Annotated in this window: 23 protein-coding genes and 2 tRNA genes; 6 read left to right on the forward strand and 19 right to left on the reverse strand. The window is 69.1% G+C overall.

Going from position 1 to position 24,055, the window contains the following annotated elements; genetic code table 11:
• Window positions 1-344 precede the first annotated feature (344 nt).
• The gene (locus QFW96_RS15480) at window positions 345-569 is read left to right on the forward strand and encodes a hypothetical protein (RefSeq protein WP_281456341.1); all 225 of its coding nucleotides are present in this window, start codon (window positions 345-347) and stop codon (window positions 567-569) included.
• Between the two features lie 47 nt (window positions 570-616).
• Here QFW96_RS15480 and QFW96_RS15485 read toward each other — a convergent pair.
• Both QFW96_RS15485 and QFW96_RS15490 read right to left on the reverse strand, forming a co-directional pair.
• Window positions 617-690 (reverse strand) — tRNA-Met (locus tag QFW96_RS15485).
• Between the two features lie 113 nt (window positions 691-803).
• Window positions 804-1,517: an EthD domain-containing protein gene (locus QFW96_RS15490; RefSeq protein WP_281456342.1), complete on the reverse strand. Its 714-nt coding sequence runs from the start codon at window positions 1,515-1,517 to the stop codon at window positions 804-806.
• Between the two features lie 116 nt (window positions 1,518-1,633).
• Here QFW96_RS15490 and QFW96_RS15495 point away from each other — a divergent pair, with 116 nt between their 5' ends.
• Window positions 1,634-2,902, forward strand: a complete 1,269-nt coding sequence (locus QFW96_RS15495; RefSeq protein WP_281456343.1) for an ATP-binding protein — start codon at window positions 1,634-1,636, stop codon at window positions 2,900-2,902.
• Between the two features lie 9 nt (window positions 2,903-2,911).
• Here QFW96_RS15495 and QFW96_RS15500 read toward each other — a convergent pair whose 3' ends face one another.
• From QFW96_RS15500 to QFW96_RS15510, 3 genes are all read right to left on the reverse strand, one after another.
• A complete protein-coding gene (locus tag QFW96_RS15500; RefSeq protein WP_281456344.1) occupies window positions 2,912-3,337 on the reverse strand; it encodes a nuclear transport factor 2 family protein in 426 nt (141 codons plus the stop codon).
• Window positions 3,338-3,402: 65 nt separating this feature from the next.
• Window positions 3,403-3,476: transfer RNA gene (locus QFW96_RS15505), tRNA-Met, on the reverse strand.
• 175 nt (window positions 3,477-3,651) lie between these two features.
• The gene (locus QFW96_RS15510; protein ID WP_281456399.1) at window positions 3,652-6,540 is read right to left on the reverse strand and encodes a UPF0182 family protein; all 2,889 of its coding nucleotides are present in this window, start codon (window positions 6,538-6,540) and stop codon (window positions 3,652-3,654) included.
• Window positions 6,541-6,864: 324 nt separating this feature from the next.
• On the opposite strand from QFW96_RS15510, the gene QFW96_RS15515 reads away from it, so the two are divergent.
• Window positions 6,865-7,389 carry a PPA1309 family protein gene (locus QFW96_RS15515; RefSeq protein WP_281456345.1) on the forward strand — a complete coding sequence of 175 codons (525 nt, stop codon included), beginning with the start codon at window positions 6,865-6,867 and terminating at the stop codon, window positions 7,387-7,389.
• On the opposite strand, the gene QFW96_RS15520 is transcribed toward QFW96_RS15515, so the two are convergent.
• On the reverse strand, window positions 7,390-8,388 hold the full coding sequence (locus QFW96_RS15520) for a YlbL family protein (RefSeq protein ID WP_281456346.1): 999 nt from the start codon (window positions 8,386-8,388) through the stop codon (window positions 7,390-7,392).
• 142 nt (window positions 8,389-8,530) lie between these two features.
• Here QFW96_RS15520 and QFW96_RS15525 point away from each other — a divergent pair, with 142 nt between their 5' ends.
• Window positions 8,531-9,967 (forward strand): zinc-dependent metalloprotease, encoded by a 1,437-nt coding sequence (locus tag QFW96_RS15525; protein ID WP_281456347.1) that lies wholly within the window; start codon window positions 8,531-8,533, stop codon window positions 9,965-9,967.
• Between the two features lie 164 nt (window positions 9,968-10,131).
• Here the strand turns inward: QFW96_RS15525 and QFW96_RS15530 are convergent, their stop codons facing one another.
• A complete protein-coding gene (locus tag QFW96_RS15530) occupies window positions 10,132-10,701 on the reverse strand; it encodes a M48 family metallopeptidase (protein WP_281456348.1) in 570 nt (189 codons plus the stop codon).
• Between the two features lie 227 nt (window positions 10,702-10,928).
• On the opposite strand from QFW96_RS15530, the gene QFW96_RS15535 reads away from it, so the two are divergent.
• Together QFW96_RS15535 and QFW96_RS15540 are read left to right on the forward strand one after the other, a co-directional pair.
• On the forward strand, window positions 10,929-11,078 hold the full coding sequence (locus QFW96_RS15535; protein WP_010693945.1) for a DUF5679 domain-containing protein: 150 nt from the start codon (window positions 10,929-10,931) through the stop codon (window positions 11,076-11,078).
• A gap of 269 nt (window positions 11,079-11,347) precedes the next feature.
• Window positions 11,348-12,667, forward strand: a complete 1,320-nt coding sequence (locus QFW96_RS15540) for an ABC1 kinase family protein (RefSeq protein ID WP_281456349.1) — start codon at window positions 11,348-11,350, stop codon at window positions 12,665-12,667.
• A gap of 8 nt (window positions 12,668-12,675) precedes the next feature.
• Here the strand turns inward: QFW96_RS15540 and QFW96_RS15545 are convergent, their stop codons facing one another.
• The 12 genes from QFW96_RS15545 to QFW96_RS15600 all read right to left on the reverse strand — a co-directional run bounded on the left by QFW96_RS15545 (window position 12,676) and on the right by QFW96_RS15600 (window position 24,055).
• The gene (locus QFW96_RS15545) at window positions 12,676-13,557 is read right to left on the reverse strand and encodes a class I SAM-dependent methyltransferase (RefSeq protein WP_281456350.1); all 882 of its coding nucleotides are present in this window, start codon (window positions 13,555-13,557) and stop codon (window positions 12,676-12,678) included.
• A gap of 164 nt (window positions 13,558-13,721) precedes the next feature.
• Window positions 13,722-13,931 carry a hypothetical protein gene (locus QFW96_RS15550; protein WP_281456351.1) on the reverse strand — a complete coding sequence of 70 codons (210 nt, stop codon included), beginning with the start codon at window positions 13,929-13,931 and terminating at the stop codon, window positions 13,722-13,724.
• On the reverse strand, window positions 13,928-14,278 hold the full coding sequence (locus QFW96_RS15555) for a WhiB family transcriptional regulator (RefSeq protein ID WP_281456352.1): 351 nt from the start codon (window positions 14,276-14,278) through the stop codon (window positions 13,928-13,930). The genes QFW96_RS15550 and QFW96_RS15555 overlap by 4 nt, the downstream gene beginning before the upstream one ends.
• Window positions 14,279-14,416: 138 nt before the next feature.
• The gene (locus tag QFW96_RS15560; RefSeq protein WP_281456353.1) at window positions 14,417-14,611 is read right to left on the reverse strand and encodes a hypothetical protein; all 195 of its coding nucleotides are present in this window, start codon (window positions 14,609-14,611) and stop codon (window positions 14,417-14,419) included.
• A 117-nt stretch (window positions 14,612-14,728) separates the two neighbouring features.
• Window positions 14,729-16,804, reverse strand: coding sequence for an ATP-dependent DNA helicase UvrD2 (locus QFW96_RS15565; RefSeq protein WP_281456354.1), 2,076 nt, complete (start codon window positions 16,802-16,804; stop codon window positions 14,729-14,731).
• Between the two features lie 165 nt (window positions 16,805-16,969).
• Complete coding sequence (gene nudC / locus QFW96_RS15570; RefSeq protein ID WP_281456355.1) at window positions 16,970-17,896, reverse strand: NAD(+) diphosphatase; 927 nt, start codon at window positions 17,894-17,896, stop codon at window positions 16,970-16,972.
• Window positions 17,897-17,921: 25 nt separating this feature from the next.
• The gene (locus tag QFW96_RS15575) at window positions 17,922-19,289 is read right to left on the reverse strand and encodes a M16 family metallopeptidase (protein ID WP_281456356.1); all 1,368 of its coding nucleotides are present in this window, start codon (window positions 19,287-19,289) and stop codon (window positions 17,922-17,924) included.
• Window positions 19,286-20,608: a M16 family metallopeptidase gene (locus QFW96_RS15580; protein WP_281456357.1), complete on the reverse strand. Its 1,323-nt coding sequence runs from the start codon at window positions 20,606-20,608 to the stop codon at window positions 19,286-19,288. Before QFW96_RS15580 ends, QFW96_RS15575 begins: the two co-directional genes overlap by 4 nt.
• A 160-nt stretch (window positions 20,609-20,768) precedes the next feature.
• Window positions 20,769-21,593, reverse strand: coding sequence for an ESX secretion-associated protein EspG (locus tag QFW96_RS15585; RefSeq protein ID WP_281456358.1), 825 nt, complete (start codon window positions 21,591-21,593; stop codon window positions 20,769-20,771).
• 149 nt (window positions 21,594-21,742) lie between these two features.
• Window positions 21,743-23,101 (reverse strand): PPE domain-containing protein, encoded by a 1,359-nt coding sequence (locus QFW96_RS15590; protein ID WP_281456359.1) that lies wholly within the window; start codon window positions 23,099-23,101, stop codon window positions 21,743-21,745.
• 13 nt (window positions 23,102-23,114) lie between these two features.
• Entirely contained in the window at window positions 23,115-23,648 is a 534-nt protein-coding gene (locus QFW96_RS15595; RefSeq protein ID WP_343231388.1) for a DUF3558 family protein, read from the reverse strand.
• Window positions 23,645-24,055 (reverse strand): hypothetical protein, encoded by a 411-nt coding sequence (locus QFW96_RS15600; protein WP_281456361.1) that lies wholly within the window; start codon window positions 24,053-24,055, stop codon window positions 23,645-23,647. The genes QFW96_RS15595 and QFW96_RS15600 overlap by 4 nt, the downstream gene beginning before the upstream one ends.

Consider the following 24,055-nt stretch of genomic DNA (forward strand, 5'->3'; position numbering starts at 1 on the left):
CCACGTCCCGCCTGAGCTGTCCACAGTGGTCGGCGCTTCTGTCCACAGTGGTTGCACCCCACTGGTCCAAGTGGACGAACGATTCCGCCATTGGTTCCAGACCGGGATTACGGGTTCTTCGACGCCGGAAGGCCCGCGAATCCCGGATCCCACCCGAATGCAGCCGCCTCTCCTGCACGCATTGCAACCACCCGGCCTCTCGTTCGCCTGGATGGGGGTTCTTGGGCGCGCAATGAGGTGCTATCACGTTCTGAAACTGCACAACTACAGGTGGTTACCCTCACGCTGCTGTTGGCCGCCGGGCTACCGGTGGGCGCACGGCATGGATAGCAGGAGGTTCGGGCGTGCATCGCAGTTGGTTGCGTACCAAGGTCAGTGAGAACAAGACGAAGGTGGCTCAGCGGGTCACCGAACGAGCCAAGTCCATGGTCCCGACGCAGCGCGGCGCCGAGACGGACGCCTGCATGGTCTGCGGCCGCACCATGCGCCAGACGGCCGTGGTCCGAGGCGAGGGCAGGGTCTGCTCCCCCACCTGCGCTCGCAAATGGGCCGAGGGTTTGAAGGACTGAGCGAAAAGAAAAGTGCCTCCGGATCACCGGAGGCACTCTTTCTCTAGTAGCGGGGACAGGATTTGAACCTGCGACCTCTGGGTTATGAGCCCAGCGAGCTACCGAACTGCTCCACCCCGCGCCGTCAGCCGCGATTTCCGGCTGCTTCGTTCTGTTGTGATTAGAACTCTACACCCCGCGAAATCGATCGGAACGCGGGGGTGCGCTTTTCTCCCGGATCCCCGGAACGGCAGGTCACAGGCACCACAAGTAGCGACTGGTCGGGACCACGTCGAGCCCGTCACCGCCGCCGAATCGCGCGACGCTGCTCATGAGCTCGGTGAACCGGCGGTGGAGTTCGTCGTCGTCGCCGCCGCTGCCGTGGAAGGCGTGCGGATCGGTCATCGCCGCCATCGGGAAGTGCTCCTCGACGATCGCCGCGACGTCCGGGGATTCCGGCGTCAGCGCCTCCTCCACGACGTTCTGCACGTACCCCGAGGTGTTCTGGGTGCGGATCGCGATGGGCGTGTGGTGCACCAGCCAGTGCTCCAGGTACTCCTCCCGCGTCATCGACTCGGGCCTGCGCAGCAGGGCGACCTGCGCGTACACGTCGGCCCGCTCCCCGTCGGCCACCGGCAGCGGGTCCAGCCGCACCTTCTCGCTCACCCGGTAGGCGTGCGGGCGCACCTCCCCGCTCGCCTCGACCACGACCCCGACGGCGGCGGCCGGGTCCCCGGCGGTCCACACCGACACGAGCCCAGTCACCCGCTCCCCCGGCCCGAACCGCATCGCCGGAGCCACATCCGCATCATCGACGTTGAGCTGGACACCCCTCACCCCAACAGCCGCGAGCTCCGCCCGGAACCCGTCGTCGTCGAGCGCCCCCTCCAGGTCATCAGCGTGCAGGCACAGCACCAGCTTCATCATCCGGCGAGCAGACCACACCGCACCGGATCGCGGTAGATCCACGCACGAGCACCAACACGCCACCTGTGCAGAATGTGGGCCGATTTGCGTGCGTTCTGCATGCTGAGTAACGTGCAAAATGTTGATTGATCTATGTGAATTTTGATGGATGAGGGTAGATGAACAGCAGAATCGCAGGTCGGCCGTACCTGCCACGCCACTCGGACGCCACCTTGAGCGCGCAACTCAAGGCCATGGGAGCGGTGTTGATCGAAGGCGTGAAGGGATGCGGCAAGACGGCGACGGCCCGCCAGCTGGCATCCAGCGAAACACTCCTCGACACAGATCCCAACGCGGCCAGACGCGCAGAACTCGATCCGCGGTTGCTCCTCGATGGCGCGGTGCCCCGACTCCTCGACGAATGGCAGCGCGCACCCCAACTCTGGGATGCGGTACGCCGTGAAGTCGACGATCGCGGTGCACCCGGCCAATTCATCCTCACCGGGTCGGCAACGCCGGATGACACGGTGACTCGACACTCCGGAGCCGGCCGCTTCGGGTTGGTCCGCATGCGCACGATGACGCTGGCCGAAAAGCAAGCGATCACGCCGAAGGTCTCAGTCACCGACCTCATCGCCGGATCCTCCCCCGCACCGGCCAACTCGCCGGTCTCATTCAGGGACTACCTCCACCACATCGCCGTCGGTGGATGGCCCTTGCTCGTCGGAGCCGATGAGGATGCCGCGCGCACGTTCCTGGACGGCTATCTCTCCATCATCGTGGAACACGACGTGGACGAAGTTTCCGGAACGACCCGGAATCCCCGACTGGTGCGACGCTTCCTCCAGGCTTACGCCCAGGTCGTGTCCCAGCCTGCGACGTTGGCTTCGATCGTCAAGCGAGCCCGCGACGATCACGACTCGGAAGGGCCCTCGCGCTACACGGCGGAACCCTACCTGGATGCCCTGAGCCGCATGATGATCGTCGACGAGATCCCCGCCTGGGATCCCTCGGTTCGGTCATCGAAACGGCTCGTCACGAAGCCCAAGCGTCATCTAGGCGATCCGTCCCTCGCTGCTGCCCTCCTGCAGATGTCGCCTGCGCGGATGCTCGACGACCTGGAGACCGCTGGTTTCCTGTTCGAAAGCCTCGTCGCACACGATTTGCGCGTTTACGCCGAAGCCGCAGGTGCATCGTGCTTGCACTACCGGGAGACCGACGGACGCCTGGAAGTCGACTACATCCTGGAAACCCGCGACGGGGACTGGGTGGGAGTCGAGGTCAAGCTCGGTGAGTCCGAAACCGACAAGGCTGCGGCATCCTTGCACCGCTTGACGGAACGGGTCACGCGCAAGCCCAAAGCTCTGGTGATTGTCACCGGTACCTCACTCGCGTACACGCGCGATGACGGTGTCCACGTGGTGCCGCTAGGAGTCCTCGGACCGTGAATGGCGAAGTCACAGCCCCCGCTTCCAGCAGATCTGCTCGTGGAGGTGGTGGCTGCGCCAGCCTTCCGGGGTGCGGGTGAAGCGGTGGTGGTAGATGCCGCCGAACTCGACGAGCAGGTCCGGTCGGCCGTCCCCCTGCGGGAGCGTCATCGGGTTGTGGAAGTAGGCCGCGACCCGGGCCTCGTCCGGGCCGTCGTGGTCGATGGCGATCTGGTGCAGCGAGTGCATCCGGCTCGGGAAGATCGGCAGGTTCTCGGCAAGCCACGGCTTCACGGTGGCCAGGTCGCCCTCGATACCGCCGGAGGCCGTGTAGTCGATGCGGGCGTCGGGGGTGAACACCTCGTCGAGGCGGTCCCACTCGCCGGTGTCGATGGCGCGGGTGTAGCGGATGAGGACGTCCTCGATGGCGAAGCGGTCCTGGATCTGCTGGATCATCCCCGCATCCTCACAGAAGAAGGAGAGGCGCTTCCCGGAAAATCCGGGAAGCGCCTCTCGATCAGTAGCGGGGACAGGATTTGAACCTGCGACCTCTGGGTTATGAGCCCAGCGAGCTACCGAACTGCTCCACCCCGCGCCGTCAGCCGGAAGAACCGGCTGCTGAAGTTGTGCCCTCAAGTTTACGCACCGCTCACCAGCGCCTCAAACCGGGGTCCCCGAACACCTCCGCACCCCGCTGACCTGGCCCGCAGAAGCGTCGGCGGGGTGACGACCGCGCCGGTCACCACCCCGCCGACTTCCACACGGTCGGCTCAGCCGCCGGTGCCCTGGGTCTGCTCGAAGCGCTTGATGGCCTCGTCGAGCTGCTGGTACGCCTGGCCCAGCTCCGCGAAGTTGCCGGACTGCTGGGCCTTCCGGACCCGTTCGAGCGCGTCCCGGATCTGACCCACGGCCTGCCCGGCATCGGGAGTCCCCGGCGTCGGCGGTTGCTGCCCGGGCTGCTGGCCCTGCGGCGGCTGCTGCTCCCCGGGCTGGGTGCCTTGCCCGGCGCCCGACCCGAAGACCTGGTCGAGCGCGCCCTGCAGCGTCTCGGAGAACCCGACCTTGCCGCCGAAGGACACCAGCACCCGCGCCAGCTGCGGGTACGACTCCTGCTCGTTGCGCTGGATGTAGATCGGCTCGACGTAGAGCAGACCCCCGGCGACCGGCAGCGTGAGCAGGTTGCCGAACATCGCGGTGACGTTCGGGTTGTTGAACAGCGTCCGGTTCTCGGTGACCTCGGGCGTCGACTCCATCTGGTTCTGGACCTGGTTCGGACCCGGGGTCAGCGTGTTCGTCGGCAGCCGCAGCACGGTCATCTGCCCGTAGTTCTTCGGGTCCGAGGACACCGACACCCACGCCGACAGGTTCTGCCGCCGCAGCGCGGTCAACGCGCTGGTCAGCTGGAAGTTCGGCTGCTGCTGGCCTTCCACCTGGGCGAGCACGTAGTAGGGCGGCTGCTGCCCTTCGCTGCTGCCGACGGCGCCGCGGGCCGTGGGGTCGTTCGGCACCTCCCAGAACGTCTGGGTGGAGAAGAAGTCGCCCGGGTTGTCCACGTGGTACTCGGTGAGCAGCTTGCGCTGCACCTTGAACATGTCCTCCGGGTACCGGAAGTGCTCGCGCAGCTCCGGCGAGATCGCGCTGGCGGGCTTGATCACGCCCGGGAACACGCCCTCCCAGGTCTTGAGGACCGGGTCGTTGTCGTCGGTGGAGTACAGGTCGACCGTGCCGTCGTAGGCGTCGACGGTGGCCTTGACCGAGTTGCGGATGTAGTTGATCTGCTGGTTGGGCTGGCGCTCGACACCGGTGAGGGTGTCGTTGGTGGCCTCGCCCAGCTCGGTCATCTTCGAGTACGGGTAGTTGTTCAGCGTGGTGTAGCCGTCGACGATCCACTTGATGCGGCCGTCGACCACGGCCGGGTACGGGTCGCCGTCGAGCTTCAGCCACGGCGCGACCTTCTGGACCCGGTCACGCGGGTTGCGCTCGTAGATGAGCTTCGAGTTCTCGCCGATCACACCGCTGAACAGGAAGTTCCGCTCGCCGTAGTAGGCGGCGAAGGCCAGCCGCTGCAGCGGGTTGGAGATCGGGACGCCACCCTTGCCGTCGTAGGTGAACTGCTGGGTGTCGGTGTCGTACTCGCGCGGGGCCTCGCCCGGGTTGCCGCCGACGATGGCGTAGTCGTCGGGCCCGACGAGCTCCCCGTAGTAGACGCGCGGCTGCTTGACCGGGATCGCGCCCTTGCCGTCGTTGGCGACGTCGCTGATCTGGAACACCGGGTAGCCGCCCTGCGTGGCGCCCTCGTTGAAGGTCGAGTCGACGCGGTCGGCCGGTGCGGCGACGAAGCCGTTGCCGTGCGTGTAGACGGTGTGCCGGTTGATCCAGTTCTGCTGGTTGACGGCCAGGCCGTCGGTGTTGATCTCGCGCAGCGCGACCAGGTAGTCCTGCAGCTCGCCGTTGGCGTCGCGGTAGCGGTCGACGTCCAGCTTGTCCGGGAAGCCGTAGAAGTTGTACTGCTGCGTGAGCTGGGTGAACGTCGGCGCCAGGATGTTCGGGTCGAGCAGCCGGATGTTGGGGATCGTCCCCGCGTCGTCGGCGACCTCGCTGGGCTGCAGCTGGGTCCGGCCCGGGTAGTCGACGAACTTGACCTTGTCGTCGCCGATGCCGAACGCGGCCTTGGTGGCCTCCAGGTTGCGCTCGATGGACATGGCCTCGCGCTGGTTGGCGTTCGGCCGCACCGAGAACTGCTCCAGCAGCGCAGGCCACACCGCGCCGACCACGACGCTGGACAGCAGCAGCAGAACCGTCGCCAGCGCGGGGATCTGCAGGTTCTTCAGGAAGATCACCGAGAAGAACGCCAGTGCGCAGAACACCGCGATGCACATAAGGATCAGCTTCGCCGGCATCACCGCGTTGAGGTCGGTGTAGCTGGCACCGGTGAACAGGCTGTTGCGCTGGGACAGCAGCAGGTCGTACCGGTCGAAGAAGTAGTCGACGGCCTTGAGCAGCACGAACAGCCCGGCCAGCACGCCCAGCTGGACGCGGGCCGGCATCGACAGCTGGCCGGCCCGGCCGGTGAGCCGGATGCCGCCGAAGATGTAGTGGGTGACCAGCGAGCCGAGGAACGACACGGTCACGGCGATGAACGCCCAGGACAGCACCAGCCGCCAGAACGGCAGCTGGAAGACGTAGAAGCTGATGTCCTTGCCGAACTCGGGGTCGGTCCGCCCGAACGGGGTGCTGTGCAGGAACAGCTGCAGCGTCTGCCAGTCGGCCTGGGCCGCGAGCCCGCCGATCGCGGCGATCGCGATCGGGACGCCCAGGCCGAACAGCCGGGAGTGCTCGCTGATGACCGTCCGGTACCGCGTCAGCGGGTCGTCCGGGCCGCTGACCGGCACGAACACCGGGCGGTTGCGGTAGGCGATCCACAGGTTCAGCAGCAGCACGCCGCCGAGGAACACCGCGGCCACGACGCCGAGGCCGAGTCGCGAGAGGATCTGGGTGGTGAAGACACCGCGGTAGCCGACCTCGCCGAACCACAACCAGTCGACGTAGGCGCCCAGCAGTCGTGATCCGAGGATCAGGGCGAGCAGGACCACTCCGCCCAGAATCAGCAGGATCCTGCTTCGCCGGGATAGTTTCGGCATTCCTACCGGGGGCCGCATGGCCACAGCGCACGCTCCTGGGGACGGTCAGCTGAACTTGGCAATCGTGCTGGTGAACACGATCCCTCGTGATGTTCAACTCTACGACCCAGGTGTGAAGTTCCTGGAAGGCCCCGCGCGAACGGTATTTTTCGGACACAGATCGGTATCGATCGACCCGACCCGGCGCGCCCTACCGACCCGACGCCGTGCGATCGACCGACCCGACGCGGCGCACCCGACCGACCCGACGCAGTGCACCCGACCGAGCCGACGCAGTGCACCCGACCGACCCGACGCGGCGCGCTGCCGGACGTCGGCGCCGGTGATGCGACGATGACCGGCATGCCGTCCGTTGAGGAATTGGGGTTCGCCCTGCCCGTCGCGACCCGCGAGGTCGAGGAGTTCGTCGCCGCTGCGGGCTGGGACCAGCCGACGCAGATCTTCGCCCTGGTGGCGACCGAGACGATGCTGGCCGCGGCCCCCGACATGGCCGATCAGCTCGACCCGGAGGCCTCTCCCCTGACTCCGCTGGCGCAGGAGTCGCTGCCCTCCGACGACCTCGGTGAGGCGCTGGCCCGCATCGAGTGGCCGGAGCAGGTGATCGGCTGCGCCCTGGTCCAGGAGATCGTGGTGCTGCCTCCGGAGGCCGAGGCCGCGCTGCCCGAGGACGCCGAGGGCGCCCGCAAGCTCGCCGCCGAGCACCCCGACCGGCGCGAGGCGCGCCTGGTGGGTGCGGTGCTCCGCGGCGGCGAGGCCCAGTCCTGCGTCATGCGCCTGCGCGGTCGGGAGGGCGAGGACGACGAGGTCTTCAACGACCCGTCGCTGGCCCCGAACCTGGTCAAGGCCCTGCAGGCCACCTTCGCCTGATCAGCAGGGCGCTGGAGCCTGGTTGTTGCGCAGGGCGTCCAGGGCCTTGGTGGCGTCGACGAGGTTGCCGACTCGGGCGAGCTGCAGGCCCTCCGGGGCCTGCGACTTGGCCTCGGCGCAGTTGTCGGCCGGGACCAGGAACGTCGTGGCGCCGGCCTCCCGAGCCTTGATCATCTTGAACGGGATGCCGCCGATCGGGCCGACGTTGCCCGCCGGGTCGATCTCGCCGGTGCCCGCGACGAACTTGCCGCCGTTGAGCTCGCCCGGCGTCAGCTTGTCGATGATCGCGAGGGTGAACATGAGACCGGCCGAGGGACCGCCGACGTCGGCCAGGCTGATCTTGATGTCGAACGGCACGTCCGGGCGCTCGGTCGCGGCCACGCCCAGGAAGCCCTGCGCCGGGTCGCCGCCCTGCTCGGTGTTGGTCCCCAGCTGCACGTTGGCGACCTGCTCGGGCTGGTCGCCCCGCTGGTAGCGGATCTCCGCGCGATCGCCGGGCTTGACGCCGGTCAGCGCCGCCTTCAGCGAGGCCGCGTCGGTGATCGGCTTGCCGTTGGCGGAGATCAGGCGGTCTCCCGGCTCCAGCGTGCCGTCGGCCGGGCTGCCCTTGACGATCTGCCCGATCAGCACCTTGTTCGGGTACCCGAGGAAGCGCAGCGCCGCGGTCTCGGCCGTGGTCTGCGAGTCGTTGAACGCCTCGGTGTTCTCCTGCTCGATCTGCTGCTCGCTCTTGTCGGGCGGGAAGTAGACGTCGCGGGGCGCCAGCGCGTAGCGACCGGAGACCCACAGGCCCAGCGCACCGAACAGCGACAGCTGGTCGGTGACCGATACCGTGGTCATGTTGAGGTGACCGGCAGTCGGGTAGGTCTCCTGACCCTCGATGCTGATCACCGGGTGGTCGCCTTCCAGGCCGAGCGTGTCGTACGTGGGCCCGGGGCCCAGCGCCACGAACGGCACTCGCGCGAACGCGCCGAGCAGACCGAAGGCGACAACCAGCACGACACTCGTCAACAGCGTCCAGGTACGGCGGTTCACGAGGCGACAGCGTACGTGTTCGCTCTTGGCGATGTGCCCGGTGCTCGCGCCCGACCAGTCCAGTGGATCCTTCAAAGGGGCGGCCTAGGCCGCGTACGGTGGAACTATGACCAATATGCCGTTCGGGTTCAGCTCGCAGGACCCCGACGACCCTGACAAGGGCGACTCGTCGCAAGGCCGCTCTGAGGGCGGGTCCGGTGGCAACCCTGGGGACAACCCCTTCGGTTTCGCCGGCATGCCCGGACCGGGCGGCAACTTCGACATCGGGCAGCTCGGCCAGATGTTGACCCAGCTCGGTCAGGCGCTGAGCCACTCCGGTGGCGGCCAGTCCGGGCCGGTCAACTACGACCTGGCCAAGCAGCTCGCGGTGCAGCAGCTGCACAACAACCAGAAGACCGAACGTCCCAGCCAGGAGCAGGTCAAGGCGATCGAGGACGCGGTCCGGCTCGCCGAGCTGTGGCTCGACGGCAGCACCTCGCTGCCCGCCGGAGTGCGTTCGGTGCAGACCTGGTCCTCGGTGGACTGGGTGGAGAAGACACTGCCGGTGTGGCAGCGGCTGTGCGACCCGATCGCGCAGCGCATGTCTTCGGCGTGGCTGGAGGCCCTGCCGGAGGAGGCCAAGCAGGCGGCCGGTCCGCTGCTGAACATGCTCGGCCAGATGGGCGGCATGACCTTCGGTTCGCAGCTGGGCAGCGGACTCGCCCAGCTCGGCGGCGACGTGCTCACCTCCACCGAGGTCGGCCTGCCGCTGGGCCCGGAGGGCACGGCGGCGCTGCTGCCGGCCAACATCGCGCGGTTCATCGAGGGGCTGGACCGACCGATCAGCGAGGCCACCCTGTTCCTGGCCGCCCGCGAGGCGGCGCACCACCGGCTGTTCGGGCACGTCCCGTGGCTGGCGCAGCGCCTGCTGGCGGGTGTCGAGGAGTTCGCGCGCGGCATCCACATCGACACCTCCGCGCTGGAGGACCTGGCGGGCAAGATCGATCCGTCGAACCCGGCGTCGATGCAGGAGATGATGAGCTCCGGCATGCTCGAACCGAAGACCACGCCCGAGCAGGAGGCCGCGCTGACGCGGCTCGAAACGCTGCTGGCGCTGGTCGAGGGCTGGGTGGACGTCGTCGTCGCCGACGCGCTGGGCGACCGGCTGCCGGGCGCCGAGGCGCTGGGCGAGCTGATGCGTCGCCGTCGCGGCAGCGGCGGACCGGCGGAGCAGACCTTCGCGACGCTGATCGGGCTGGAGCTGCGCCCGCGCCGGATGCGCGATGCGGCCAACCTCTGGCGGCTGATGGCCGAGCGCCACGGCACCGACGCCCGCGACCAGGTGTGGGACCACCCGGACCTGCTGCCGGACAGCTCCGACCTGGACGAACCGCTGGACTTCGCCGACCGCTGGGGCTCGTCCTCCGACCTCGACGACCCCATCGCGGCGATCCGCCGCGCCGAGGAAGCCGAGAAGAGCAGCAACCCCCCGAACCACCAGGACGACGAAAACCCCAGCACGGACCAGGACGAAGACCAGGGCCCGGACAACCCCAAGCCCTGATTCGCGCGCACCACCCGCTCGCCGCACCCCGCGGAGGGCGGGTGGTCTTGCGTTGGGACAGTTTTAGCCATAATTGCCCGGACAAAACGGACTTTGATCATGGGTGATTATGGCTAAAACTGTCCCAACGCCAACGGCCGTTGACACCGTCAGGCCGCTGCGGGTCAGTCGCCGTCAGGGTCCTCGGTCTCGTCCTCGGTCTCGTCGTCGGTGAGGCCGATCTGGAGCTGGGTTGCGGCCACCAGACCTTCGAGGTAGCCGATGGCGCGCTCGGTCTTGGGGTAGCGCTCGACCCACTTCCAGAAGTCGCGGCCGTGGCCGGGCACGAGAAGGTGCGCGAGCTCGTGGACGAGCACGTAATCGAGCACCCATCCGGGTACATCTCGCAGCCGCTGACTCACCCGAATGGTGCCCTCGCTGGGCGTGCACGAGGCCCACCGCGTGCGCATCGGTGGCACCCACCGGACGCTGCTCGGATTCGCCCGGCCGTCCAGGTGCTTGACGGACAGCTCACGGCAGCGCTGCACCAGTGCCTCGTCCGAGTTGCGCGCGGGGGATCGGCGTCGCGTCTCACTGCGCTGGAGACGGCTCAGCATGTCCGCCACCCAGCGTTTTTCCTCCGCACGGCTCATCCGAGCCGGGAGCAGCACCACGATCTTGTCGCCGTCGCGATAGGCGCTCACCGTCTGGCGGCGGCGCTTGCTGCGGCGGACCTCGACCTGCGGTTCAGCCACGGAAGTGGACCCTAGCGACTGGCTCCGACAAACGGTTCCCCCTGTGAGCTGCACCTCAACTCGCCGCTGAGGTCAATGGGCGAATCATTACTCCATCGAGTCGAACATGCCCTGTGCGTAATGCATGCATCTCAATTACTCCGCCTGTACGGTTCCCCCAGCCGTCCGCAGGAGGGCGCAGGAGATCCAGCTATGGCGCTGGGTCAATTACCAGAAGGAGGGGAGCCGTGGCCGAGACGTACAACGGCTACTGCGTGAAGTGCCGGGAGAAGCGCGACTTTTCCGGTGAGGTCTCGGAGACCAACGGTCGCCGGATGGCCAAGGGCACATGCCCGGTGTGCGGGACCAAGATGACCCGCATCCTCGGCAAGGCGTGACCGGGCACGGGTGGGCCGCCAGCGGCCCACCCCGCGCTGGTTTCACGGGGTTTCCCGACGCAGTTAATCCGTTTTGAGCCGTTCAATCGTTCCCGTCGGCCCATCACATTCGGCCGCGGGAACGAACCCCGCTCACCCGGAATGCCGATCACGACCCACCATGCCCGCTTGAACGACTAGCATGTTGATGGGTTTCTCGTTTTCCGAATGGTGACCGCACGCCTTTCGGGCTTCGAGAGGGTTTTCCTGCGCGCACCTAGGGAGAATTCGTGGCCGACATTCCCCGCCAAGCAGCACACCGCACCGCCAAGCTCGCCAGCCTGCCACTGGGCGTCGCCGGACGGGTCGCCGCAGGCTGGGGACGTCGCCTGACCGGCCAGAACGCCGCCGAGATCAACGCCGACGTGGCCGCCAAGACCGCTGAGCAGCTGTTCGCGGTGCTCGGGCAGCTCAAGGGCGGGGCGATGAAGTTCGGGCAGGCGCTGAGCGTGTTCGAGGCCGCCGTGCCCGACGCGATGGCCGGCCCCTACCGCGAGGCGCTGACCAAGTTGCAGTCGGCGGCGCCGCCGATGCCGACCTCCAGCGTGCACCGGGTGCTGACCGAGCAGCTGGGCTCGTCGTGGCGCAAGCGCTTCTCCTCGTTCGACGACGAGCCCGCGGCCTCGGCCAGCATCGGCCAGGTGCACCGCGGGGTGTGGCACGACGGCCGCGAGGTGGCGGTCAAGGTCCAGTACCCGGGTGCCGACGAGGCGTTGCGCTCGGACCTGCGGCAGCTGATGCGGTTCTCCCGCGTGTTCCAGTCGCTGGCGCCGGGCGCCGAGGTCAAGCCGCTGCTGGAGGAGTTGCAGGAGCGGATGGTCGAGGAGCTCGACTACCGCATCGAGGCCGACAACCAGCGCACGTTCGCGAAGGTCTTCGCCGACGATCCCCGGGTGGTGGTGCCCGCGGTGATCGCCAGCGCGCCGAAGGTCGTGGTGACCGAGTGGGTCACCGGAACGCCGTTCGCGAAGATCATCGCCGAGGGCGAGCAGGCCGAGCGGGACCTGGCCGGGCGGCTGCTGGCGGAGTTCCACTTCTCCACCCCGGCGAAGGTCGGGTTGCTGCACGCGGACCCGCACCCGGGCAACTTCATGCTGCTGCCGGACGAGCGGCTGTGCGTGATCGACTTCGGCGCGGTGTCGCGGCTACCCGGCGGTCTGCCGCCGACGTTCGGCAAGATGATCCGGCTGGCGCTGCAGGACAAGTCGATCGAGCTGCTGGAGCTGCTGCGGGAGGAGCGGTTCGTCCAGCCCGATCAGGAGTTGCACGCCGAGGACGTGCTGGCCTACCTGGCCCCGTTCGTCGACCCGGCCCGCACCGAGACGTTCCACTTCACCCGCAGCTGGCTGCAGCGCCAGGCCGAGCGCGTCTCCGACCTGCGCGGCCAGGACTTCCGCACCGGCCGCCTCCTGAACCTGCCCCCGGACTACCTCCTGATCCACCGGGTCACCCTGGGCGCGACGGGCATCCTCTGCCAGCTCGACGCCGAGGTCGCCACCCGGGACATCATCGCCGAGTGGCAACCCGGCTTCGCCGAAGCGGAGGCCTGAACCGCAGGTCAGCTGGGCTTGGTGCCGACGTGGACGGTGTTGGCGCTGAGGTAGTGGAGGTCGTCCCGGTTTCCGGCGTAGTGCTCGCCGTCGGGGTCGAGGAGCTGGTCCAGGACCTCGACGTCGGCGGCGGGCAGGCGTTCGTCGGCGTCCCGGCGGAGCATCGCCAGCTGGCGGATCGCGGCGGCGCGACCGGTGTCGTCCAGCGGGGCGGGGCGGTCGATCAGGTAGCTGAACGACGTCGCCTCGACGAGACCGGCTTCGGTCATGGCCTTCGACCAGCCCATCGGGAGCCGGACCGCGCCGTCCATCTCGGAGCGCATCTTCTGGAACCACTGCTCGCTCGCGTTGAGCAGCCGCGCTTCCAGGCCGGGTTCGCCGAGGCCGATGTCGGCGGGCAGCACCCGGGTCTGCAGGCCGAACTCGACGACGGCGAGCCGCCCGCCGGGCTTGACCAGCCGGGCGAGCCTGCGCAGCCCGGCGAGCTGGTCGGGCAGGTGGTGCACCACGAACGCCGCGTAGACCAGGTCGGCCTGCGGGGTGGCGCCGGTCTTCTCGATCTCCTCGGCGAGGGTGTCGGCGGCCGCGTCGGCGCGGACCGTGCGGACCTCGACGCCGTCGGCGGCGGCCCGCTCCCCCGCCGCGTTGAGCAGCTGCTCGGCGGTGTCGACGACCGTCAGCTGCCCGTCGTCGCCGTGCGCCGCCAGGGTTTTCGCGATGATCGCCGCCGTGCCACCGGCTCCGGCACCGATCTCGATCACCGAGCGGTCGTCGGGTCGCAGGAGTCTGCCGATCACCTGCGTGATGTCGGGTGCGATGAAGTCGTCGGCCGCGCGAAGCCGTTGCAGGTGCGCGTCCCAGTCGATGTTGTCGTGCGAATGTGCTCCCACGAGCCGGAACACTAGACCCGACGCGGCGAATCACGCACGTTCGTTTGCGGTTCCAGCAAAGAGCGACGAGAGTGCGTCGGCCGTCGGGGAGGGAAGTTTTCATGAAAACCTCCCCACCGACACGACGGCCGACGCGGCATCCGCGAGCGCGCGATCACGTGAGTTCAGCGCTGCTCAGCGGCTTCGGCTCTCCTCGTCGCGTAGCGGGCCAGGGCCCGCCATCTCCGTCCGGCCGTGAGCGAGCGGGCTTCGCGTTGTCGCTCGGCTTCGGCCAATCTCTCCCTGCGGTGTAATCGCAGGAGTTCCTCGGTCGGGTGCATGCGCGTCTCCAGGGCGTTCGGCTGGATCAGGCTGATGGTGTTCTCGCTGGTCATGCTGCTTGCTCCTGCTTGCGGGGTCCGGTCTCCTCCGGACGCGGGTGCTTGCGCGGGCGACCGCGCCTGCGCTTGCGGGCCACGACCTCGCCGCGCTCGAAGATCTCGCCACCCCAGACCCCCCAGGGTTCGCAGCGGTCCAGCGCGCCGGCCAGGCACTCGGTCTTGATCGGGCAGTCGCTGCACAGGACCTTGGCCTGCTCCAGGTCGGACGGGTTCTCGGCGAACCACAGGTCCGGGTCCCGGCGGCAGGGCAGGCGGCGCTGCAGCGATGAGGCCGAGGGTTGCTCGGGCTCGAACTGCGAGTCCACGGCCGACTCGGGTATCGGCACACTCGCGGTGAACATACGACTTCCTCCAGTAGTCGATGGCAGGCGAATCGTGGTTGTGGATGGATGTGGTTGTGGATGTGGATCAACCCGAAGCACAAAAAGGCCGCAGACCTGTGTGCAGGTCCGCGGCCTTGTGAAAAGCCTGGGGCTCTCCTAGATCAGCGGATCCAGGAAGTGCCAACGGACCGAAGTGCACGGGTGCTGCGTGGTCGCCGGGTTGGTGCGGTAGCCACGCGGCTTCTCGACGCGCAGCTCATCGGCGAAGGGCACAAAGGTGCCCGGGAGCAGCGAAACAACCCCGGCCATGAAGGAACGCGGGGCGTCGTTGATGATCTCGAAGATCTTCACTGTCCCCACCTCCTTCTCGGTCTCGGTCGGCCAAAGCGGACCTCTCGGCCCGCGCGTGTCTACGAGGTTATGTGCCGGGCCCCAGAAGCCGCAACACATTTTTGACCTGCGATTTCGCTAATTCACCCGGTTGATCAAGGCGAGCACGTCCCCGCCGAACTTCTGGATCTTGCTCGCGCCGATGCCGGAGATGCCGACCAGCGCCGACTCGTCGGTGGGCCGCTGCTCGGCGATCGCGGTCAGCGTCGCGTCGGTGAACACCACGTAGGCGGGCACCTTGAGCTGCCGGGCGCGTTCGCTGCGCCAGGCCTTGAGCTGCTCCAGCAGCGTCTCGTCCACGTCGGACGGGCAGTCCGAGCAGCGTCCGAGCTTGATGTCCATCGTCCTGACCAGCGTCGTCGAGCACACCCGGCACTCGGGTTTGATCGTGGCCGCCTGCCGCGCGGGCGGCTGCGGCGGCTTGGCCTTGCTCGGCAGCGCGGCCGGGTGCCCGTCGGGGACGAGGTTGTAGATGAAGCGGCTGCGGCGCCGGAAACGCTTGCCGCCCGCACGGGCCAGCGCCCACGACAGGTGCAGGTGCTCGCGGGCGCGGGTCACGCCGACGTAGAGCAGCCGCCGCTCCTCCTCCACGGCCGCGTCGGTGTCGGCGTGCTGGATCGGCAGCGTGCCCTCGACGAGTCCGGCGAGGAACACCGCGTCCCACTCCAGGCCCTTGGCGGCGTGCAGCGAGGCGAGGGTGACGCCCTCGACGGTCGGCGGGTGCTGGGCCTCGGCGCGGGCGTCGAGCTCGGCGACGTAGCGCTGCAGGTCGGCGTCCGGAACCGTGCTGACCAGCCCTTCGGCGAGTTCGACGAGCGCGATCAGCGATTCCCAGCGCTCGCGGGCGGAGCCGCCGGCGGGCGGCTCGTCGGTCAGGCCGACCTCGACGAGCAGTTCCCGCACGGTCCCGGGGAGGTCGGTGGCGTCGGTGTCGCGGGCGATCGCGGTGCGCAGGGTGGCCATCGCCTGGCGGATCTCGGCGCGGGCGAAGAACCGCTCGCCGCCGCGCACCTGGTAGGGGATCTCGGCGTCGGACAGCGCCTTCTCGTAGACCTCGGACTGTGCGTTGACGCGGAACAGGATCGCGATCTCCGACAGCGGCACGCCGCGCTTGGCCAGCTGCGCGACCTTGCGGGCGATGGCGTCGGCCTCGTCGGTCTCGTCGTCGTACTCGGCGAAGTCGGGGCGCGGGCCGTCGGGCCGCTGGCCGACGAGCTTGAGCCGGGTCCCGGCGGGCCGTTCGCGGGCGGCGCCGATGACCTGGTTGGCCAGGCCCACGACCTGCGGGGTGGAGCGGTAGTCGCGTTCGAGGCGGACCACGGTCGCCTCGGGGTACTTCCGCGGGAAGTTGATCAGCCACTTCGGGGAGGCGCCCGCGAAGGAGTAGATGGTCTGGTTGGCGTCGCCGACGACGGTGAGGTCGTCGCGGTTGCCGACCCAGGCGTCGAGCACGCGCGCCTGCAGCGGGTTGACGTCCTGGTACTCGTCGACGACGAACGAGCGGTACTGGCTGCGGAACTCCTCGGCGACGTCCTCGCGGTCCTCCAGGATCGCGGCGATGTGCAGCAGCAGGTCGTCGAAGTCGAGCATCTGCGCGCCGCTCTTGATCCGCTCGTACCCGGCGAAGGCCTTGGCGATCAGCTCGGGCAGGATCGGCGTCTCGCGACCGGCCTGCTGCGCGGCGGCCGGGTACTGCTCGGGGCTGATCAGCGAGGACTTGGCCCACTCGATCTCGCCAGCGAGGTCGCGCACGTCCTCGCGCTCGGTGGACAGCCCCAACCGGTTCGCGGCCTGCATGACCAGGCGGAACTTGTTGTCGGTGAGCTGCCACATCGCCATGTCGTGCACGCGCGGCCAGAAGTAGCGGAGCTGCCGGAAGGCCGCGGCGTGGAAGGTCTGGGCCTGCACCCCCGCGGCGCCGAGCTCGCGCAGCCGGGTGCGCATCTCACCGGCGGCGCGCGCCGTGAACGTCACGGCCAGCACCTGCCGGGGCGTCACCAGCCCGCGCTGGACGAGGTGGGCGATGCGGTGGGTGATGGTCCGGGTCTTCCCCGTTCCCGCACCGGCCAGGACGCACACGGGTCCGCGCGGTGCGGTGACGGCCTGCCGCTGCTCCGGGTCCAAACCTTCCAGGAGTCGCGGTTGATCGGCCATGCAGGCATCCTCGCAGACCCCCGACCCCGCCCAGCCGATACCCACCACCGTGTGTCGCCCAGATCGCGTCCCCACGACCTTGACCAGCGCGGACGGAGACGAATGTCCGCGGATTTCCGCTCGGGATCCGCGCGACACCCGAATCGCCCTGCCAGCGGCGGCTCGTCAGGGCTTGGTGGTGGCCCAGCCCTTGATCATGCGGTAGGCGATGGAGACGCTCGGGGGGAGGCGAACTCCGTCGACCGGTTCTCCTCCGGCCTCCAGGGCGGCGAGGATCGTGTCGCGGTGGACCCAGCGGGCCTCCTCGATCTCGCCGTCGGCGGGGACCAGCGGGGCCTCCGGGTCGGCGATGGCGGCGAAGCCGAGCATCAGCGACCGGGGGAACGGCCACGGCTGGCTGCCGAGGTAGCGGATGCCGGTGCACCGGACCCCGACCTCCTCGGCGATCTCGCGGGAGACGCAGGCCTCCAGCGACTCGCCGACCTCGACGAACCCGGCCAGCACCGAGAACCGGTACTTCGGCCAGATCGGCTGGCGGGCCAGCAGGACCTGGTCCGCGCCGTCGCTGACCAGGCAGATCACCGCCGGGTCGGTGCGCGGGTACTCCTCGCGGTCGCAGCCCGAGCAGCGCCGGGCCCAGCCGACCTTGACGCGGGTGGTCGCCGCGCCGCAGACCGCGCAGTAGCGGGCGTTGTCGTGCCAGCCGAGCAGTCCGACGGCGGTGGTGAGCAGGCCGGCGTCGGTGTCGTTGAGCAGCGCGCCGCCGGTGCGCAGGTCCCGCCACTCGTCGGCCGCGCCGTCGTGGTCGGTGCGCAGCGCCCAGTAGCTGACGTCGTCCTCGACGCCGAGCAGCACGGCGTTCGGGGACGGCCGTTCACCGAAGTCGACGGCCGGCTGCACGACGAGCCGGGAGTCCTCGTCGATCTGGGTGCGCCCCTTGGCGTCGACGAGGACGACCTTGCCGCCGTGCCACAGCTTCGCGCCGCCGTCGAGGGATTCCCGCAACTCCTCCCGGCGGTCCACTGTGGACCGCGAGAGGAGGGGCGGGGAGTCGAGCTGGAAGCCCGCACCGGCGAACACTTCGCTGGTCATTCTTGCGCTCCATCCGGTAACCGGGTCATGGCAGCTCCACGCCGCCGAGCAGTCGCAGCTGGTCGGCGAGCTTGTCGGCGTCACCGACGACGACGCCGGTGAACGCGGTGGGAGCGAACAGCTTCGCCGCCTCGGCGACCTGCTCGACGGTGACCTCGCGCAGCCGCTCGGGGTGCGCGGTCAGCCAGTTCTGGTCCAGGCCCGCCGAGGCCAGCGCGGACAGCGTCGAGGCCAGGCCCGCCTGCGAGGCGGTCGAGGTCAGCAGTCCGCCGATGGCGTACTGGCGCGCCGACTCGACCTCGGACTCCGACGGCGGCACCAGCGACAGCCGGGCGAGCTCGTAGCGGGTCTCCAGCAGCGCGGCCGCGGTGACCTCGCTGGCGGTGTCGGCGTCGACGAGCAGCGTGCCGTTGCCGCGGGTGAACTCGAACGACGAGTGCGCACCGTAGGTGTAGCCCTTGTCCTCGCGGATGTTCTCCACCAGCCGGGAGGAGAAGAAGCCGCCGAAGACGAGGTTGGCGATCTGCAGCGCCGGGTAGCGCTCGTCGGTGCGCGCGAGCGCCTGCGCGGAGAAGCGCAGCTGCGACTGCACGGCCCCGGGCCGGTGCACGAGCCGCACGTTCCCGCCGGTCACCGGCGGCAGCGCGGGCAGTTCGTGCGCGGATTCCGAGGAGCTCCAGCCGGACAGGGCCCGCTCGACCTCGCCGGTGACGGCGTCGGGGTCGATGTCGCCGACGAGCACCAGCACCGAGCCGCGCGGCAGCACGTGGGAGCGGTGCAGGGCGCGGACCTGCTCGGACGTCACCTGGGCGACGTCCTCGGCCTCGGGCACCTCGCGGACGTAGGGGTGGTCGCCGTAGCGGTGGCGCTGCAGCTCCTCGCGCGCGATGACGCGCGGCTGCGAGCGGGCGACGCCGATGCGCTCGACGAGGCGGGCGCGCTCGGCGTTGATCTCGTCGTCGGCGTAGGTGGCGCCGGTGAGCGCGTCGGCGAGGACGTCGAGCAGCGTGTCCAGGCCGCTGGCGAGGGAGTCGCCGGCGATGCTGAGCCGCTCGGGGTCGACGACGGCGTGCAGGTCGCCGCCGACGGCCGCCAGGTCGGTGTCCATCTTGACGCGGTCGCGGCGTTCGGTGCCGGTGAGCAGCGTTTCGGCCAGCACCTCGGCGGTCGCCGGGTGCATCGCGTCGTCTCCGGCGAACGGGATGCGCAGGCGCATCTCGACCATCGGCACCTGGCCGTGGCGGGCGGCGATGACGCGGAGCCCGTTGGCCAGGACGGTGTCGACGACGGCGGGGGCGACGCCGGTGCGGGGCTCGCCCAGCGGCGGCAGCGGCCGCGGGCCGAGCTCGGTGCGGCCGATCTCCTCGGCGCTGCGGTGCGTTGCGCGGGTCATGCCGCACCTCCGTTCTCGTCACCAGCGGGTTCGATCTCCAGGACGGCGCGGGCGTCGGAGCGCAGCTCCTTGGCCGCGTTGGCGACGTCCTGGGCGCGGACGTTGCCGATCCGGTCGGGCAGCTCGGAGATGAGCTCGGCCCGGCCGTGCAGCAGTTCGGCGCTGCCGAGGTCGAGGGTGCGCGAGACGACGCGGTCGTTCTCGCGGTGCAGCGAGGCGGCCCAGCGGGCGGTGACCCGGTGCAGCTCCTCCTCGGTGGGGCCTTCGGTGGCGAGCTTGTCGAGCTCCTCGTCGATGGCCCCGATCACGCGCTCCACCCCGACGTCGGGGGTGTGGATGGCGGTGAAGGTGAAGGTGTCGGGGTCGCGCGCGTCGAGCGGCGCCCCCATCAGGCCGGTTCCGGCGCTGACGTCGACGACGAGAGCTTCGCCGTGCACGAGGCGCTGCTGGAGCCGGGAGGCGTCGCCGTCGGAGAGGATGCCGGAGAGCACGACGTTGGCGAGGTAGGCGTCGAGCTCGCCGACCGGGTCGGGCAGCCGGTAGCCGAGCGCGACGGCCGGCAGCGGCGCGTGCGGGTCGGCGTGCTTGCCGCGGACTTCGCTGGTGGGGAACGGCTCGCCGAAGGACGGCCGCTGAGGGACGCCGCGGGCGGGGACGTCGCCGAAGTGCTTCTCGATCAGCTTGATCGTCCGGTCGACGTCGAGGTCACCGGCGACGGTGAGCACGGCGTTGCCGGGCGAGTAGAAGGTGTCGAAGAAGGCGGCGCAGTCGTCGACGGTGGCCTGTTCGAGGTCGGTGAAGTCGCCGTAACCGTTGTGCGCGTTGGCGAAGGTCGAGTACAGCACCGGGGGGAGCAGGATCCAGGGGAAGCCGCCGTAGGGGCGGTTGAGGACGTTGAGCCGGATCTCCTCCTTGACCACGTCCACCTGGTTGGCGAGGTTCTCCTCGGTGAGCTTGGGGGCGCGCATCCGGTCGGCTTCCAGGAACAGCGCGCGCTCCAGGGCCGCCGAGGGCAGGACCTGGAAGTAGTCGGTGTAGTCCTGGTGCGTCGAACCGTTGAACGTGCCGCCGGAGCCCTGCACGTGCCGGAAGTGGGCGAGCTTTTCGAGGCTCTCGCTGCCCTGGAACATCAGGTGCTCGAACAGGTGCGCGAAGCCGGTGCGCCCTTCGGGTTCGGAGCGGAAGCCCACGTCGTAGTGCACGCTGACACCGACCACAGGGGCCTGCCCTGATGACGCTTGGCCCGCTGCCGAGTCCGGTGCCAACACCACGCGCAGCCCATTGGGCAGAGTAACGCGATGCAGCTGGGGTTCGACCATGTCGTGCAGCCTACGTGCGGGCTGTCAAGCCGCGCGTGCCCCCTTCGAAGGCGTTCGGCGTGTCGGGCGGCTCGTCCGGGGCGTCCAGACGACAACCGGAGTAACGCCGGGTGGGCCGTTGACCTGCCCGGATGCGACATACCGACCAGCCGGAACGGACTCAGCCCGCGCGGACCTGGTTGATCAACGAGTTGATCTCGTTTCCGATCATGCGAGCGTCGGCGGGCAGCAGCGCGTAGAGCGGTTCACCGGTGCTGCCGCGTTCCACACGATCGAGGTACCGACCGTCCGGTTCGACGTTGTCGAACCAGGACACGGGCTGCGTGCGGCGACGCCGACCGTGCTGGTCGCGCAGGTTCGCCGCGATCTGGCCGAGCCGCACGTGCTCCGCCTTGCCGATCCGCTCGTAGAGCTCGACCTGCTGGTCACCGCTGCTGCCGCGCTGCCGGGTGGCGGTCTGCATCATGCTCGACGGGTCGTAGTCCTCGATCTGCTCGCCCTGCAGCGAGGAGTGCGGCACCCGGATCGGGCCGTAGCTGCCGGGTTTCGCGGGCGGGAGCGTGCCGAGCACGACGCCGGGCAGCGGCGCGTTCTGGTGCACCTCGACGGTGAGCAGCCCGCCGCGCTTGGGGTCCTCGCTGGGCGCCTGCACGCCGAGCACCACGCGATCGCCTTCGGTGAACACCGCGACGGCCCGCCAGCAGTGATCGCTGCCCGGCTGCGGGAACCACATCGAGTCGACCCAGAGGTACGGCGTCGCAAGCGTTTTCAGGGCATCCACCAGCGGGGGAACGACCTCGTCATCGGCGACGAGACCAGCCGCCTCCATGTTCGGCAGCTCGGCCTTGCCGATGGCGCCGAACTGGTCGGCGGTGCGGCCGAAGGAACGGGTGCTGATCGGCAGCGTCAGGCCGTCGATCCGCAGGTACTTGAGCACGATGTCCAGGTGCACCGGCGACAGCTGCCACCGACCCAACACACTCACTTGAGCTTTCTCCCACTCGTGGAAGCAGAAAGAGATTCGTGCACGGGGTGGGGGAAGTTTTCATGAAAACTTCCCCCACCACCGACACCACGGGAAAAGTCCGTTCTCGCGCGGAGAACGGTCGTGTCGTTCAGCGAACGACGGTCAGATCACTCGCCGAGGACGGGCGGTGCGGTCTTGGGCATGTCGTTCATCCACACGTCGTCCTGCTCTTCGAGCCAGGAGGGACGCTCGTGCTCGTCGTCCTCGGAACCCTCACCGCGACGACCCGCACCGGCACCCATGCCGCCCATGCCCCCGCGACCGGCGGCACCACGACCACCGGCACCAGCGGCTCCGGCGCCCGCACCGGCTCCTCCGCCGAGGCCACCGGCCCCGGCCCGACCACCGGCGCCCATCCCGGCACCGCGGCCCCCGGCACCGGCTCCGAGGCCACCGGCCCCGGCCTTGCCACCGGCACCCATGCCGGCTCCGGCGCCGAGTCCGGCTGCGAGCCCCATGCCGCCACCACCGGGCACTCCGCCGCCAGGCGCTCCCCCGCCGGGCAGACCCCCGCCCGGGAGGCCGCCGCCGGGCGGGTTCGCCCAGGCGGTTCCGGTTCCGGCGGGACTCGTGCCGCCCGGGTAGGCGCCACCGCTGTAGCCGCCGCCGGGGATGCCGCTGCCCGCTCCGCCGGGCACGCCACCGGAGTAGCCGCCACCGGAGCCCGCCCCGGAACCACCGGGAACGTTGCCGCCGTTGCCCATGCCGCCACCCCAGTCGGTGCCGCCGGGAGGCGGAACCGGCGGAGGGTTCGCCGTCGAGCCGTCAGGCGCGGTGTACTGCGGCATCTTCGCGTCGACCTGCGTCAACGTCGGGCTGTACACCCGGCCCATCGTCTCCTGAGCGGCCTTCTCGGCCTGCTCCTGCTCCTCCATCTGGGAGAGCGCGTTGACGCCACCGCCTGAAAGACCGAAGGGAATCGCACTGGCCGCGGCTTCTCCCCAGCTGAAACCCTCGGGCTGCGGGACGAGCTGCTTCGACTGACCAGCAGCATCCCCAGCAGCCTGGAGGTTGTTGCCGGTCATCTCGAAGGCGTCAGCGCTGGCCTTCATCCAGTCGGAAGCGGGCTTGCCGACCTCCGAAGCCTTATCAGCCGCTTCGCCCTGCCAACCGCCCTGCACGATGTTGGCGAGGTCCCGGTGGTAGCTCTCGCCACGCTCCCGAAGCGCCTTCGCAAGATTGATCCACGTCTCAGCGGCCTCACCGACGTTGTCCGGCTTGATCGACTCCTGGTTGGTCTTGTAGATGTCGGCATGACTGAAACCGCCCCAGTTCACGCACTGGCTGATGCCGGGCGAGTCGTAAGAACCGACTTCGAGCCCCGAGTTCTGGCTAGCGAGCCTGTTCTGCTGCTGCTGAGCGATCCGCTGCGCTTCAGCGGCCTGCTCATTGCGCTTCTCCTCAGCCGCGCCCTCCCACCCGAAGACGTGGGCACCAGCGTTATCGAGCGTGTCGAGTAGCCCCATCACTCCCCCTGAATCACTGCGGCAGTCTCGGCGAGATCTGCTCGGCGACCCTGCGCGATTCGCCGCAGGGCTCAACGGGCTCGGTAGTACCTGCGGTCACGGTGACGATGACGGTGCCACCGGCGGCGTCCAGGAACGACGAGCAAACGCCCTGGCCTTCGGAGCCCGCAGTGACACCGATCGCAGCCTTGCGGCCGCCGGCGTCGAACGGCTCAACGCGTCCGAGATTGGCCTCGGACATGTACTTGTCGAACGGCGTGCCGGGGCTCTTGTACAGAGCCAGGTCCATCTTGTCGCCGGTGAAGTTGCACCCCGGCTCCGACGAGAGGTCAGTGTCCGGCTCACCGGGCCCAGCAACTCCCGCTGCAGCGAGTTCTTCAGGCGTGTAGAAGTTGCACGGGTCGAAGCTCTCCAGCGCAGAAGGAGCTGGGGCAGTCGACTCCCCGCCTCCGTCAGTCGTGCCTCCGGCCCCGCCCGTGCAAGCGGACAAGCCGAGAAGGGCAGAGCCCGCCGCAGCAGCGATCACGACTCGGGAGAAAGAGCTCACTGAATACCTCGCCTCAGGTCGTCGGCGTTCTGTTCGTCGGTGGCACGGTAATCCTTGGCCGCATCCCGGAAAGCGTCAGCTTGTTTCTGCAGTTCTTCCATCAGCTGACGAATCAGAGCCACAGCACCCGCGCTGTTATCCCCCGCCTTGTCCGAGAAACGCTGAGCGAGCTGCTGGCCGTCCGGGTAGTCGCCAAGCCCTTGAACACGAACCATCCGGTCCGTCTTGCGTTGCAGGGCCCGAAGCTCACGGATCTCTTCCTCGCAGCGCTTGGCCGCGTTCTCGGCAGCCTCCGGGTTCAGCGCGAGCTTGCCCGCACCGACCTGCGAGTTGATCCACTGCGTCTGACCGCCGATGGCCTTGAGGCCCTCCTTGGCGGCGGCGAACCCACCCTCTGCGCTAGTCAT

It is taken from the genome of Saccharopolyspora ipomoeae (genome assembly GCF_029952525.1).
Lineage (GTDB): Bacteria > Actinomycetota > Actinomycetes > Mycobacteriales > Pseudonocardiaceae > Saccharopolyspora > Saccharopolyspora ipomoeae.

Bases quoted from the DNA above. Each gene is read 5' to 3' on its own strand.
- QFW96_RS15495 (WP_281456343.1), top strand. From the start codon at position 1,634: ATGAACAGCAGAATCGCAGGTCGGCCGTACCTGCCACGCCACTCGGAC.
- QFW96_RS15500 (WP_281456344.1), bottom strand. From the start codon at position 3,337: ATGATCCAGCAGATCCAGGACCGCTTCGCCATCGAGGACGTCCTCATC.
- QFW96_RS15510 (WP_281456399.1), bottom strand. From the start codon at position 6,540: ATGCGGCCCCCGGTAGGAATGCCGAAACTATCCCGGCGAAGCAGGATC.
- QFW96_RS15515 (WP_281456345.1), top strand. From the start codon at position 6,865: ATGCCGTCCGTTGAGGAATTGGGGTTCGCCCTGCCCGTCGCGACCCGC.
- QFW96_RS15525 (WP_281456347.1), top strand. From the start codon at position 8,531: ATGACCAATATGCCGTTCGGGTTCAGCTCGCAGGACCCCGACGACCCT.
- QFW96_RS15550 (WP_281456351.1), bottom strand. From the start codon at position 13,931: ATGACCAGCGAGAACACCATCAGCCTGATCCAGCCGAACGCCCTGGAG.
- QFW96_RS15555 (WP_281456352.1), bottom strand. From the start codon at position 14,278: ATGTTCACCGCGAGTGTGCCGATACCCGAGTCGGCCGTGGACTCGCAG.
- QFW96_RS15565 (WP_281456354.1), bottom strand. From the start codon at position 16,804: ATGGCCGATCAACCGCGACTCCTGGAAGGTTTGGACCCGGAGCAGCGG.
- nudC (WP_281456355.1), bottom strand. From the start codon at position 17,896: ATGACCAGCGAAGTGTTCGCCGGTGCGGGCTTCCAGCTCGACTCCCCG.
- QFW96_RS15575 (WP_281456356.1), bottom strand. From the start codon at position 19,289: ATGACCCGCGCAACGCACCGCAGCGCCGAGGAGATCGGCCGCACCGAG.
- QFW96_RS15580 (WP_281456357.1), bottom strand. From the start codon at position 20,608: ATGGTCGAACCCCAGCTGCATCGCGTTACTCTGCCCAATGGGCTGCGC.
- QFW96_RS15590 (WP_281456359.1), bottom strand. From the start codon at position 23,101: ATGGGGCTACTCGACACGCTCGATAACGCTGGTGCCCACGTCTTCGGG.
- QFW96_RS15600 (WP_281456361.1), bottom strand. From the start codon at position 24,055: ATGACTAGCGCAGAGGGTGGGTTCGCCGCCGCCAAGGAGGGCCTCAAG.